Source organism: Vibrio sabulosilitoris, assembly GCF_055391395.1.
The window spans coordinates 620,020-632,969 of record NZ_AP029599.1 but is presented as its reverse complement, the minus strand read 5'-3'; the positions used below and the strand labels follow the sequence as shown (position 1 = coordinate 632,969).

Sequence of the window (12,950 nt, the reverse complement as noted above, 5' to 3'; positions counted from 1 at the left end):
CGACGGAAAAGCGCTCAATGCTCGGTTTTACAGTACAGCACCATAGACTGAAGCATACATCGTTTAAATCTATGACACATTTGCTTTTATATCAAATAGATGCACGCACTTTTTAACTAAAATATCAGCAAAACTACGACTTTCCCTATATAAAAGAGCCTTCATCATGGATGAAAGTTCAGTTACACTTATGAGAATTTTAACTTAGAATAGTGAGTGAGTGATCGTCTCACTGCAATTGCATGCTGGTTGACTAAGATTTTGGTACCTGGAGCTGTTGTCGTTTTCGTCTCTTTGATTATTGGTGGCTATGTGCTTTACAACTTTCTTGAGCTTGCATTCGTATTTTTCTTTTCGCTTACATCGCTGTTTTTCCTAAGAAAAATCGCAGCTAATATTGGGTTAGTTGACACCCCTTCTGCGCGTAAAATGCATCAAGGGCAGGTTCCGCTTGTCGGCGGTCTGTCATTATGCATATGCCTTCTATACTTCTTGTTTAATAACCCAGACATTATTCATCATGCTCATGTCTATGCTTCATGCATTGTGGTGTTAGTTATTGTTGGCACTATCGATGACAAGTACGACCTCGAAGTTAAATACCGCCTCATCATTCAATTTTTCCTTTCCGTGGCGATGATCTATCTGGCGAAGATAGAAATTCACACACTTGGGGAACTTCTCTCTCAGGGAGAAACTATAAAACTCAACTGGATACGCTACGTCATCACTGTGTTAGCAGTAATGGGGGCCATGAACGCGTTCAATATGGTAGATGGGCTCGATGGATTGCTTGGTGGGCTATCGATAGTGACCTTTGGTGCACTTGGCGCGTTACTGCTATTAAACGGCCAGACTAACACGTCCTATTTATGCCTAGTGATTGTCGCGGCAATGGTTCCGTACATCATGCTTAACTTGGGTGTCTTTGGTCACCAACGCAAGGTATTTATGGGGGATGCCGGCAGTATGTTAGTCGGTTATACAGTGATCTGGTTTTTGCTGCTTTCAAGCCAAGACCTACCTCAACCTTCCGTCCGCCCTGTCACCGCGCTTTGGCTGATTGCTATTCCGCTAATGGATATGGTGGCGATCATGATCAAGCGAATTCGTGAGGGTAAATCGCCCTTCAAGCCTGATCGTCAGCACTTGCATCACATCTGCCAACACAATGGGATGTCGCCGGCACAAACCCTGATAGTCATCTGCTCTGTTTCTTCTGTATTTGCTTTCATTGGCATGCTAGGTGAGGCTTTCAAAGTGCCAGAGTATCTGATGTTTTATGGCTTTTTGCTCTGCTTTGCTGGCTATCTAGTTGTAATCCATCGCTTGCAGGAAGAGACTATGCAGCGCACCGTCCATCCGCAGCTTTAATCTCGTTAAAGTCCAGTTCACGGCGGTAAGATAGTGAGTAGAAGCGGTGCAAATTCTGCCTACATTATCTGAATATATTTCGCGCACGAGCAATCCGTACGAACTATACCCACAAAGCATACCTAAATGGCAGCCCACACTTCTCTTCATAACTCACCTTGTTCCATCATCCCGTTTCTCGCCTCTCAGCATTGAGGGTGATATACTGAACCATTATTACGCATCATAGAGATAGGAAGTAATTATGATTATCGTGACTGGCGGCGCTGGTATGATTGGTAGCAATATCGTTAAGGCTCTAAATGAAAAAGGCATTAATGATATCTTGGTGGTAGATGATCTCACCGATGGCAAGAAATTCAAAAACCTGGTTGACCTTGACATTGCCGATTATATGGATCGTGATGACTTCCTAACTCAAATCATGGCTGGTGACGACTTCGGCCCAATCGATGCTGTATTCCATGAGGGTGCTTGCTCGGCAACAACTGAGTGGGATGGTAAATATATGATGCTCAACAACTATGAGTACTCTAAGGAGCTACTTCACTACTGTCTTGAACGTGAGATTCCGTTCCTTTATGCCTCTTCGGCTGCCACCTACGGCGAGACCGATACCTTTATTGAAGAAAAGCAATACGAAGGCGCGCTCAATGTTTATGGTTACTCTAAACAGCAGTTCGATAACTACGTGCGACGCGTATGGCAAGATGCTGAGGAGCATGGTGAAACACTTTCTCAAGTCACGGGTTTCCGCTACTTTAACGTTTACGGTCCACGTGAGCAGCACAAAGGCTCGATGGCTTCCGTCGCTTTCCATCTTAACAACCAAATGAATGCCGGTGAAAATCCGAAGCTGTTTGCTGGCAGCGAAGGCTTTAAGCGTGACTTTGTGTATGTGGGTGACGTAGCTGCTGTTAATCTTTGGTTTTTAGAAGGCGGCACCTCGGGTATTTTCAATCTGGGCACTGGCAACGCTGAGTCCTTTGAAGAGGTTGCGAAAGCCGTGATCAAGCATCATGGTAGAGGTGAGATCGAGACCGTACCTTTCCCCGAACACCTCAAAGGTGCATACCAAGAGTACACCCAAGCGGACTTAACTAAGCTGCGTGCCACAGGTTGTGACCATACATTTAAGACAGTCGCTGAAGGCGTGGCTGAATACATGGCACTGATCAATCGCTAGAGGCGAGAGGCGAGAGGCGAGAGGCGAGAGGCGAGAGGCGAGAGGCGAAGTTATTTTGCCTCTCTGCTAACTCTGTCAGCTAGAGCTTTCCTCCCTTTGGCAATATGTCCTCGATCTCGCAACTGTTACTGAACCGCACCCCTTCTTTATTTTATTATGATAAATTATGACCCACAAACGCGACGACTTTGACTCTAAGGCTTACAACCCAACGTTTCAGTGGCACTTTCTTGCGCCCAAGTATTGGGGAACATGGTTCGCGGCAATTGCATCACTGCCCGTAGCATTGCTGCCACTCAAAGTACATAAATGGATGGCGCGCGTTATTGCTGAAAAATTGACTAAATCACGCAAAGGCCCTGCGCATCGTGCACGGGTCAATTTTGAGTTGAGCTTTCCAGAAAAGAGTTTTGCTGAGCGCGAGGCGATGATCGAACGCAACCTGTATACGGCTGCGCTGTTCTTTTTCCGCTTTAGTTTGCTGACTTTACGCTCTTCCCAGTGGCTACAAGACAACTGCACCATTCGCGGTGAATCGATCCTCAAAGGCCACATCGAGAACGGCGATAATGTTATTTTGATGGTGCCACACTCATGGGCAATTGATGTCCCAGCGGTGTTGTTAGCCTCACTCGGAATGCCTGTTTCTGCTATGGCGAAGAAACAGAAAAACGAAGTGGCGGACTGGTTGATGCATCGTCAGCGAGTGCAGTACGGTGGTCGTGTTTACGAGCGCTCTGGAGGAATAAAGCCATTCCTGAAGTCAATCCGAGATGGGTACGTGGGCTATTACCTACCCGATCAAGATCATGGCCGCGATCACAGCGTGTTTGTTGATTTTTTCTCTACACGCAAAGCGACGCTACCTGGACTAGGTAAGATTGCTAAGCTTTCTCGAGCTAAGGTGCTTCCTATGTTTGCCGCGATCGATGGTGAAACTGGCCAATTTGATATCGAGATCTTACCAGCGTTCGAGCTAAATCAAAGCGATGAGCAGGATGCTCGTGCCTGCAATGAAGCAATTGAGTATTTTGTCCATGACAAGCCACATCAATATATGTGGGTTCTACAACTACTTTACACCCAAGAAGATGGTAATAACTACTATAACCTCTACAAACCACGCTATGACAGTGACTGGCAGGTAAAATAATGACTAAGATTTTGGTAATTGGCCCATCTTGGGTGGGTGACATGGTGATGTCACAATCACTATATATCACGCTGAAAGAGCAAAACCCCGATTGCACGATTGATGTCATGGCGCCGGGTTGGTGTAAGCCGATCCTTGAGCGTATGCCAGAGGTGAATCACGCCATCGATATGCCAATTGGTCATGGTGAATTTAATCTCAAAGCGCGCCGTCAGCTTGGTGTCCAGTTACGTACTGAAGGCTATGACAAGGCATTTGTCTTACCTAACTCGGCAAAATCGGCCCTGATCCCTTGGTTTGCCAAAATCCCAACTCGTATTGGCTGGAAAGGTGAAATGCGCTATGGGTTGCTAAGTGACTTGCGCCCAAACAAGAAAGACTTCCAGTATATGGTTGAGCGCTATGTGGCTCTGGCTTTTCCCAAATCAAGCATGCAAAACTCAGCCTCTCTTGGTGGCCTTGAGACTTTGCCAAGGCCAAAACTAAGAATTGATGTACCCCTCCAGCAGGCAACCTTAGATAAGTTTGGTCTCAACCGCGACAGCAAGATCTATGGTCTTTGTCCTGGTGCGGAGTTTGGCCCGGCGAAGAAATGGCCTGAATCCCATTACGCAGAGGTTGCCAGCGCTATGACCGAAAAAGGAGCTCAAGTATGGCTATTTGGCTCTCAAAAGGATGTCGAAACCTGTAACAAAATTCGTTCTTTGGTGCCAGATAAGCACCAGTCACAAGTGATTGTTCTTGCCGGGCAAACCAGCCTAATTGAGGCCCTCGACCTTTTGGGTGCGTGTGATACCGTGATCTCAAATGACTCGGGACTGATGCACGTCGCAGCGGCGGTGGGTTGCAATGTGGTGGCTATCTATGGCTCTACCTCCCCTAAATACACACCACCATTAGCGGAAAAAGTTGAAATGGTGCACATCGATGTTGAGTGCCGCCCTTGCTTTAAGCGAGAATGCCCACTTGGTCACCTGAAGTGCCTGAAAGAGTTGCCAGCGAGCTCAGCTATCAAGGCCATTAGGAGGCTTGAAGAGAGTGCGGTGAAGACATGTTAATACGCTTGCTCTATACCCTGCTTCTTTTTCTAGTCTCACCAGTACTATTGTTTGGCTTATATAAGAGTAAACCAAATAAGCCAAAATTTGGTGGACGTTGGCAGGAGCATTTCGGGCTCACTCCTGCTTTAGAAGTAAGAGGCAATCCATTATGGATTCACGCAGTCTCGGTTGGTGAGTGTGTCGCTGCCATTCCACTAATTAGAGAACTGAAAAGACAGAGACCACAACAGAATATCGTTGTTACCACCACCACCAGCACTGGTGCTGCACAAATAGAGCAATTAGGACACCTCGTAGAGCATCGTTATATGCCTGTCGACTTTGCCTTTGCGGTCAGGGGGTTTTTAAGAGCTATTCAACCCTCACAACTGTTGATCATCGAAACAGAGTTGTGGCCAAATACTCTATATGCTGTCCATCGCTCTGGAGTTCCTGTTACAGTCGTTAATGCTCGGCTTTCTGAAAAGTCTCGCAAAAACTACGCAAGAATACAGCCACTGTTTAACCTTATGCATCCTTGCATGGACAAGATACTATGCCAATCACAGGCTGATGCAGAACGATTCGAACAACTTGGTGTGCATGCAGACAAGCTTTTCGTTACTGGTTCCATTAAATTCGATATCCAAATTTCTGACAGTACTATTAACCGAGCGCACGAACTTAGAGGCAAACTAGGACCTTCACGACCAGTCTGGATTGCAGCAAGCACACACAGAGGCGAAGATGAAATAATACTGGATGCACATACTTCACTCCTCAAAGCTCATCCAGATGCATTGCTGATCATAGTGCCTCGCCATCCCGAGCGCTTCGACTCGGTCTATCAGAGTTGTTGTAGCCAAGGCTTTGTTACAATTCGTAGAACGCACGCTCAACATAATGTGATAGACAGCCAGGTTTATTTGGCAGATACGATGGGAGAAATGCTGGTTTTGATTGGGTGCTCTGATGTCTGTTTTATGGGTGGTAGCCTATGCGGAGATAAAGTCGGCGGACACAACGTCCTTGAACCTGCAGCTCTAGGCAAACCAATAATCACTGGCCCAAGTTATTTCAACTTCAAGGAGAGTGTCGATGCTATTTCCTCACTGGGTGCTATTGAAATCATCAATGATGCAAGCCAATTAGCTCGATCGTTAATTAGTATCCTTGAAGATAGTGATCAGCAATTGCTTCATAAACAACTCCTACTAGACTTTGTTTCCAATAACTCCGGAGCAAAAGCAAAAGTTGTAGCTCACATATAGTCCTAAAAAGGATAAGCTACTATAGTCACTTGTGTTAAACCTACATCTGTATATGCAGAATAAATCATGAAAGTATTTGTAATTAACCTAAAACGTTCAGTTGAGCGTAGACAAAGAATAGAATCCGCTTTACACAAGCAAAACATAGAGTTTGAGTTCATTGAGGCTGTTGACTCCTCCACCCCAGACTTTATCTATTCGAATAGAAGAGATGATGGCTTAAGCCTGAAAAGACTAGGTCACAGTCTTGTAACTAATGAGGTAGCGTGTTTTGCAAGCCACTATTTAGCATGGGAGAAGTGCCTCGCTGTCGGGCAACCAATAATAGTATTAGAGGACAACTGTGACCTAACCATTGATTTCTCAAATTATATTGGTCAGCTTGAAGTCCTTGCGAAGAAGTATGACTATCTTAAACTTTGCGCCGCGAAAAAACGCCTTTGCTACTACACATTGGAAAAAATCAATGATTTGTTTTCTGTAGTACGCTTTCTCAAAAGCACTACGGGGGCACGAGGTTATGTTCTCACTCCAACCGCAGCAGATAGATTTATCAAAGGTGCTGATAAATTCGTTGAGCCTGTCGATGACTACATGGACAAAACATACAAACATGGGGTTATTACCTATTCGATAAAGCCTGATTTGATCAAACGAGCCAGAATCCCTTCAACAATTGGTGCTAAACGCAAAGTTAAAGTCAATCTGACTATCCGTGATAAAATCTACATCGAGCTCTTTCGTGTCTATGAGCAGATAGGTAACATTATTGCCGTCCTGAAAGGTAAACAATAAAAATAAGCTCAACTTTTGCATTGACAAACAAGACGTTATCTTACTGTTGGGCAGTACAGACCAAGGACTCTAGCAAATTATGTAGCTTTCTACACGGTAAGCAATGGTATGTACACACCTCACAGTGTGTTTATCACAATTAAAAAAGGCATCAGACAGGGCTCTTATAGAATCTACGAATGAGTTAGGTGGACTCCATAAGCGTAAAATCGCCCCTTAGCTCGCCACTTGCCTAACCAAAGAGGCTCCTATTGAGATCATCCATAATTTGTATCGACGGCAGCTGTTTGGGTAGTAACACTTCTTTCAAAAACTCAGTGCGAACAGATAGATATTTATCCTCATTCAAGATAACCCTCTGTACAAACGCCTCAATATCGGCCTTTGTAACACCAATTTCATACTGCTCCAAACACGCTTTACCGAAAGGGTTATACGAATCAAGTTCGAGCTCCTGTGAGCTAGATAAGTACATTGCAGGCTTGTTAACGTACAGGTATTCAGCCAAAAATGAGCCCGAATCATGGACGATAGCATCAGATTGATAGAAGAGTACTAGGTAATCTGCTTGCTCTAGCTGAGTGTTTTCCATGTCTTTCCAAAAATCGTAATACTCTTGGGCCTTTTTTGCCCCCCACTCCGGATGCTGAGTCAACTTGTCATATAACATTGGGTGGGGTTTAAAGGCAAATTGAACCTGATCGGCAAATTTGATGGCCAGAGCCTTCATGAATTGCGCATTGGCAATAAACGTTGAGTAACCCAAAGAAGAACCTGGAAAGATCGTATGGTGAGGAGCCCAGATAATTCTTTTCTTAGACTTGTCTTGTGTCTTCCATACACTCACTTTATCTTCAAGCTGTGAGGTTATCAGCGGCTCAATCCCAGGGTATCCCGTCACGACAACGTTGCTACCTTTTAGATCTGAAAAGTCCTCAAAAATTTTTTTATCCAGATCATTGGTGGTATAAATCCGCCACATCAAGTTATGAAACAACTGGTTATATTGTGGTTGGTAATTATTGTAGCAACTGATCTGATGGGCGTAGGGCACATAGACAGAGGGGATCCCAATCAATCCTGAGGGATAAAAACGACTGTTTGTATCGTTATGAGGGTTTGTGTAGAAAATTAAGTCAGGTGATAGGCTTGTCCTAACGTTTATCTGTCGGCCGTTTTCTTCCCCTTTGACCACCTGATAGCCCCGACTGGCAAACCAATCGTATGCCTTGTTAATATTCATCTGTCTCTCGGCATCAGGCAGTTTTTTTAAGGGAGCGATGACAATAGTAGGATTATAGCGCTCTGAAACCATCATATGGATATATACGCTATCAAGTTTCCAGACCGCCTCTCTCAAAACAATGAAGGCTACGTTAATCGGCTCATTCTTATTCTTGAGTTTTAGTACCCCCTGTTGGTTCAGCCTTAGAGCATTCGCGATGCTTTTCTCTCGTCTTCGCTGTTTTAACGCAGCTTTCAATTTACGGAACAAAATACTATTAGCCTCGGTTAGTCGCTCTTAGGTCTTCTAGAGTGCTATTAATCAGGGTGGTCGATGTCCCTTGTGTGTAAGGGAAATAGATAACCTTACAGCCAACTTTAGCCAAATCAGCCTCGTACTGCTGCCACTTATCCGTTTCATACCAATCATCACCAACAAACAACAAGCTGGCATGATTCTTTTTTGCTGCCGCCGCTTTGTCCATATTTTGTTGCGGGATCGCGACATCAACATAACGACAGGCTCTCACCACTTCGATTCGCTCAACGTATGGAATAACCGGTTGCTTACCTTTATAGGCCACAAGCTCATCCACGGTTACTCCAACCACTAACTTATCGCACATGGCTTTTGCGTTGCGCAGCAAGTTGACATGGCCGACGTGAAAAAGGTCGTAAACCCCACTGGTGTAACCAATAATCATGATCCCAATACCTCTAAATTCTTCTTAAACCAAAGTTCGTATGACGACAGCCCCAGTGGATTGTCGAATATTTTGGTCAAATCGACCGGAAAGCCCACTTTTGTCTCAAACGCAAACTCTTCGCCCATATAGCAAGAGATAATATGGCGTAGTGGGTATTTACCAAGGAGCTCACCCATCAAGTCTTGAGGGTCTATCGACATCGCAACTGTAAAGGTATGGAAGTTGGCAATCGGCTCTCTGCCCTCAATCCCTGCGGCCATCAATGCAAAGTCTAAACGACGGAACAGCACGGGCATATGATGCTTGATAAAGTACCAGCGCACGGTTTCAAACGGGGTCGTTTCCGGCAGTGCCTGGAAAAGTTGCTCAAAGGTTTGGTACAGCGTCGATTGACGCTCAGGTGCAATATAGCAATAAAGCTCGAGGAACTTGTCTAGGTCAAAATGCTCCGCCTGTGCCGCCCACTTAAAAATACGGTCATAGCCAGCAAAGAACTCGTCGGCCCCTTCTCCAGACAACAGGACCTTAATCCCTTCAGAGGCCGCCACCCTAGACACGCGGTAAAGCAACACTTCGTTTGGCACTGACATCGGCTCACCTCTCAGCTTTAGGAGGTGGTTAAAGTCTTCTAGGTACTGCTCTGGTGTCGCCTCAACTAGGGCAACATTTGGATAGCCTCGCTGTTTAAGGTACTCGATATCCTCATCGCCAGAAAAACCTATCGAGTAGAGTTTGTCGAAGTTACCCAGTGACTTCAGTAGGTGACTATCGACCCCGCGGCTGAGCAGAAGCCCAACGGGAGCATCAGAGACCAAGCGTGTAGACAAACCACGCTTAAGAGCATCGTCAACCAAGTTAAGGTCAAGCTTATCGTATGACTGACGAATATGGTCAAGGCAGTTGAAGTACTCACCTGCGATTAAGCAGTGTCCCGACTCTACTTGTTTAACTCCCACAAAGTAACTCTGAGAGAAAATCGGCGCGCGAACCGAATAGTATTCTTGCTCAGCCTGGGTGTTGATTGGGCAATTAAACAGTTGCTTGAGCAAGTACGGCTCTGATGAAAATGACCAGTAGCCATTTTCTTGATGATAAAAGAGCGGTTTAACACCAAATTTATCGCGCGCTGCGTGACTAAGGTTGCCTTTGGCATCAATAAACACAAAAGCAAAAAAACCATCTAATTCATTAAGGTCCAATCGTTCTTCAGCAATCAAATCGTACAATAATGCAGTATCGCTTTTATATTGCTGCTCAAAGTACTTAAGCCCCAGCTCAACATAATTTAAGATTTCACCATTAAAGACTAACGTGCCTGATTGGCCAACAACCGGTTGGTTAACGCCAGTGCTCAAATCGATAATGGATAGACGAGAGTGATAAGCTAACCACCCATTATCGATATCAATTAGCCCCGACGAACAATCTGGCCCACGAAATCGCAGTGATTGCTCGACAAGTGCCTCATGTTGCATATTTACTTGAGGGTTGTTGGTTATGAAAAATCCACACATATACTTAATAAGCCTTATTTGATTATCTCACTAAACATCGAATCTAGTTAACTGAGATTTATCTCATCATAACCACGCATGATTGGGTCAAAGTCCTTGGGTAACAACTCATAGAAAGGGATAGCCGCTGAGTCGTAGCTGATGAATTGGCCACAGTTATAGTCGACATCATGTTTGTTGTTGGCTTCTTTGCGCTCATATTGAACCGATTCACGAGCCTGTTTGTCACCGTGAATGCCAAATACTCTGGTTATATCAGTGGCATCTATTGCAGTCGGCTGAGACTCACCAAGACGAAGTCTCTGATAAATACCGACATTACTCTCGGAGAGAAGGTTCTGCGCTCCCTGCCAGCTTTTTTTGTTGCTCGCCTTTAATTTTGCACGAAACAGAAAAAACATCACGCCAGCCGTGAGCAAGATAAACAGCGTCAACAATTTCCCTGATAGACTTGATAAGTCAACGGTGTAATTGATAAGCGTCCAACTAGAGACAACCAACAAGATCGACACTAAATGGGTAACTTTGATTTTTAGTTTAATTTCTTTTTTCATATGTTAGCTACATCGTCTAGTGTTTTTCATATCACATAAATGCGTATAATGCTTAAGCTCGCCAAAATACTTCCATGTGCTAGCGACGTGTTAATTTACCAAGTCGGTTACAACTTCGGCTTGGAGGCTGGTTGTATTATTGCTTCCTTTGTGCGATACACTAAAACAGTCGTATTATCAACGCGCGCTACTTACTGTAATAATCACGATACCAATTTGTAAAACTCTGCACACCTTGGGTTACTGACACCTGAGGCTTGTAATCAATCGCCTCAAATAGGTCTTGCGTCTCTGCATAGGTCGCGTAGACATCACCAGGCTGCATCGGTTTGAAACTCTTGATCGCTTCAATCCCTGTCGCTTGCTCGATTGCGATGACAAAATCCATCAACTTCACCGGATGACCATGGCCAATATTGTACACTCGATAAGGTGCAGAGCTGGTTGCTGGAGAGCCTTGCTCTACGCTCCAATCACTATTTGGCCGTGGGATCACGTCCTGAATGCGAATAATGCCTTCAACAATATCATCGATATAAGTGAAGTCGCGCTGCATATCGCCGTTGTTGTAAATATCGATTGACTCTCCGCTCAGCACAGCCTTGGTAAACTTAAACAACGCCATGTCCGGACGGCCCCACGGGCCATAAACAGTGAAGAAGCGTAAGCCAGTGGTCGGCACACCGTACAGATGAGAGTAGGTATGCGACATCAGTTCATTTGACTTCTTGGTTGCGGCGTAGAGTGAAACCGGATGATCGACACTGTCCGAGGTCGAGAACGGCATCTTTTGATTGAGGCCATAAACGGAGCTTGAAGAGGCATAAACAAGATGCTTAACCTTGGTATTCCGACACCCTTCAAGAATGGTCAGATGTCCAAGAAGGTTACTGTCGGAGTATACCAATGGATTGTCGATAGAGTAACGAACCCCCGCCTGCGCCGCTAGATGGATCACGCGCTCAAAACGCTCAGTTTCAAACAGGGTTGCTACCCCTTCGCGGTCGGCAAGGTCAAGCTGGAAAAAGCTGAAGTTATCATGCTTGATGCGTGCCAAACGATCGTGTTTTAACTTAACATCATAATAGTCGTTAAGATTATCGATACCGATGACCTGATGACCCGCTTCACAGAGTCTTTCTACAACAGCAGCGCCAATAAAGCCTGCGGCTCCAGTTACTAAATACTTCATATCACTTACCAATTTTTCTACCCGCGGCCATCGGTCGCAGCAGCATATCAACAGCCTAATTGGTAAATTGTACAATATCTTAACCAGATAGTATAAGAAGGCTCACACCATGAGAAAATCTAGACCTGACACTCAGGGCAATAAAATGAGTTTCTTTGCCCAATCTTTCGTTCAATCAACTCATTGTCGCAGCTTGGACATGGCTCCCCACCTTTACCATATACCAGTAGCTCTTGCGCAAAGTATCCAGGCTTGCCATCTGGCTGGGCAAAATCATTTAATGTTGTACCGCCTTGCTCGATAGCAATGGTTAGGGTTGCTTTAATTTCATTCACTAGCCGCTGCCATTCGGTGAGAGATAGCTTACCTGCAGGGCGCAGTGGGCTGATCTTGGCCTTAAATAAGGCCTCATTAGCATAAATGTTCCCAACCCCAACCACGACTTTATTGTCCATAATAAACTGCTTCACAACCACACGTTTGCCCTTTGCGCGCTCCGCAATATAACAAGCGTTGAATGCCTCTATCAGTGGTTCAGGCCCCAGATGAGTGAGCACTTGATGCTCCTTACCCACAGGAGCCCAAAGCCATGCGCCAAACCGCCTCGGGTCGTTATAGCGCAATACCTTGCCATTGGTTAAGCGTAAATCAACGTGGTCATGTTTTCCGGCCGGGAACTCACCGTCCAAGACTCGCAGAGATCCTGACATCCCCAGATGAATAATAATGGTCCCTTTACTGGTCTCCAGCATTAGGTATTTAGCGCGACGAGAGATCCGACAAATCACCTGCCCCTCCAGTTGCTTGAGCTGCTGTTGAGGAATATCCCAACGCAACTTAGGAGCTCGAAAGGTAAAGCAAGCGATAGTTTGACCTTGCAGATGAGGAGTAATACCAAGACGACTCACTTCCACTTCTGGTAATTCTGGCATAACAACCT

At 45.2% G+C, this 12,950-nt stretch carries 12 protein-coding genes; 6 read left to right on the top strand and 6 right to left on the bottom strand.

The features are described 5' to 3' along the window. Positions 1-216: 216 nt before the first annotated feature. The 6 genes from wecA (at position 217) to ACZ5R2_RS03120 (ending at position 6,819) form a co-directional block, all read left to right on the top strand. Positions 217-1,374: a UDP-N-acetylglucosamine--undecaprenyl-phosphate N-acetylglucosaminephosphotransferase gene (gene wecA / locus ACZ5R2_RS03145; protein ID WP_464900997.1), complete on the top strand. Its 1,158-nt coding sequence runs from the start codon at positions 217-219 to the stop codon at positions 1,372-1,374. A gap of 244 nt (positions 1,375-1,618) precedes the next feature. After that, complete coding sequence (gene rfaD, locus ACZ5R2_RS03140; protein WP_464900996.1) at positions 1,619-2,560, top strand: ADP-glyceromanno-heptose 6-epimerase; 942 nt, start codon at positions 1,619-1,621, stop codon at positions 2,558-2,560. A 166-nt stretch (positions 2,561-2,726) separates the two neighbouring features. Next, positions 2,727-3,713 carry a lauroyl-Kdo(2)-lipid IV(A) myristoyltransferase gene (gene lpxM / locus ACZ5R2_RS03135; protein ID WP_464900995.1) on the top strand — a complete coding sequence of 329 codons (987 nt, stop codon included), beginning with the start codon at positions 2,727-2,729 and terminating at the stop codon, positions 3,711-3,713. Further along, the gene (gene waaF, locus ACZ5R2_RS03130; RefSeq protein WP_464900994.1) at positions 3,713-4,771 is read left to right on the top strand and encodes a lipopolysaccharide heptosyltransferase II; all 1,059 of its coding nucleotides are present in this window, start codon (positions 3,713-3,715) and stop codon (positions 4,769-4,771) included. Before lpxM ends, waaF begins: the two co-directional genes overlap by 1 nt. Then, positions 4,765-6,024, top strand: coding sequence for a lipid IV(A) 3-deoxy-D-manno-octulosonic acid transferase (waaA, locus tag ACZ5R2_RS03125; RefSeq protein ID WP_464900993.1), 1,260 nt, complete (start codon positions 4,765-4,767; stop codon positions 6,022-6,024). The genes waaF and waaA overlap by 7 nt, the downstream gene beginning before the upstream one ends. Positions 6,025-6,090: 66 nt before the next feature. After that, positions 6,091-6,819 (top strand): glycosyltransferase family 25 protein, encoded by a 729-nt coding sequence (locus ACZ5R2_RS03120; RefSeq protein ID WP_464900992.1) that lies wholly within the window; start codon positions 6,091-6,093, stop codon positions 6,817-6,819. A 232-nt stretch (positions 6,820-7,051) separates the two neighbouring features. On the opposite strand, the gene ACZ5R2_RS03115 is transcribed toward ACZ5R2_RS03120, so the two are convergent. The 6 genes from ACZ5R2_RS03115 to mutM all read right to left on the bottom strand — a co-directional run bounded on the left by ACZ5R2_RS03115 (position 7,052) and on the right by mutM (position 12,942). Further along, the gene (locus ACZ5R2_RS03115; protein WP_464900991.1) at positions 7,052-8,062 is read right to left on the bottom strand and encodes a CDP-glycerol glycerophosphotransferase family protein; all 1,011 of its coding nucleotides are present in this window, start codon (positions 8,060-8,062) and stop codon (positions 7,052-7,054) included. Positions 8,063-8,321: 259 nt separating this feature from the next. Further along, positions 8,322-8,747: an FAD synthase family protein gene (locus ACZ5R2_RS03110; RefSeq protein WP_464900990.1), complete on the bottom strand. Its 426-nt coding sequence runs from the start codon at positions 8,745-8,747 to the stop codon at positions 8,322-8,324. Beyond that, entirely contained in the window at positions 8,744-10,264 is a 1,521-nt protein-coding gene (locus ACZ5R2_RS03105) for an asparagine synthetase B family protein (protein ID WP_464919423.1), read from the bottom strand. The genes ACZ5R2_RS03110 and ACZ5R2_RS03105 overlap by 4 nt, the downstream gene beginning before the upstream one ends. Before the next feature lie 47 nt (positions 10,265-10,311). Beyond that, positions 10,312-10,818: a hypothetical protein gene (locus tag ACZ5R2_RS03100; RefSeq protein WP_464900988.1), complete on the bottom strand. Its 507-nt coding sequence runs from the start codon at positions 10,816-10,818 to the stop codon at positions 10,312-10,314. A gap of 187 nt (positions 10,819-11,005) precedes the next feature. Further along, positions 11,006-12,010: an NAD-dependent epimerase gene (locus ACZ5R2_RS03095; protein ID WP_464900987.1), complete on the bottom strand. Its 1,005-nt coding sequence runs from the start codon at positions 12,008-12,010 to the stop codon at positions 11,006-11,008. A gap of 119 nt (positions 12,011-12,129) precedes the next feature. Next, positions 12,130-12,942, bottom strand: coding sequence for a bifunctional DNA-formamidopyrimidine glycosylase/DNA-(apurinic or apyrimidinic site) lyase (gene mutM, locus ACZ5R2_RS03090; protein WP_464900986.1), 813 nt, complete (start codon positions 12,940-12,942; stop codon positions 12,130-12,132). Between the last annotated feature and the right edge of the window lie 8 nt (positions 12,943-12,950).

What these genes read in the sequence shown, in the direction of transcription:
- ACZ5R2_RS03115 (WP_464900991.1), bottom strand. Translation starts at nt 8,062, where the DNA reads ATGAATATTAACAAGGCATACGATTGGTTTGCCAGTCGGGGCTATCAG.
- ACZ5R2_RS03110 (WP_464900990.1), bottom strand. Translation starts at nt 8,747, where the DNA reads ATGATTATTGGTTACACCAGTGGGGTTTACGACCTTTTTCACGTCGGC.
- ACZ5R2_RS03100 (WP_464900988.1), bottom strand. Translation starts at nt 10,818, where the DNA reads ATGAAAAAAGAAATTAAACTAAAAATCAAAGTTACCCATTTAGTGTCG.
- lpxM (WP_464900995.1), top strand. Translation starts at nt 2,727, where the DNA reads ATGACCCACAAACGCGACGACTTTGACTCTAAGGCTTACAACCCAACG.
- ACZ5R2_RS03095 (WP_464900987.1), bottom strand. Translation starts at nt 12,010, where the DNA reads ATGAAGTATTTAGTAACTGGAGCCGCAGGCTTTATTGGCGCTGCTGTT.
- mutM (WP_464900986.1), bottom strand. Translation starts at nt 12,942, where the DNA reads ATGCCAGAATTACCAGAAGTGGAAGTGAGTCGTCTTGGTATTACTCCT.
- waaA (WP_464900993.1), top strand. Translation starts at nt 4,765, where the DNA reads ATGTTAATACGCTTGCTCTATACCCTGCTTCTTTTTCTAGTCTCACCA.
- rfaD (WP_464900996.1), top strand. Translation starts at nt 1,619, where the DNA reads ATGATTATCGTGACTGGCGGCGCTGGTATGATTGGTAGCAATATCGTT.
- ACZ5R2_RS03105 (WP_464919423.1), bottom strand. Translation starts at nt 10,264, where the DNA reads ATGTGTGGATTTTTCATAACCAACAACCCTCAAGTAAATATGCAACAT.
- waaF (WP_464900994.1), top strand. Translation starts at nt 3,713, where the DNA reads ATGACTAAGATTTTGGTAATTGGCCCATCTTGGGTGGGTGACATGGTG.
- ACZ5R2_RS03120 (WP_464900992.1), top strand. Translation starts at nt 6,091, where the DNA reads ATGAAAGTATTTGTAATTAACCTAAAACGTTCAGTTGAGCGTAGACAA.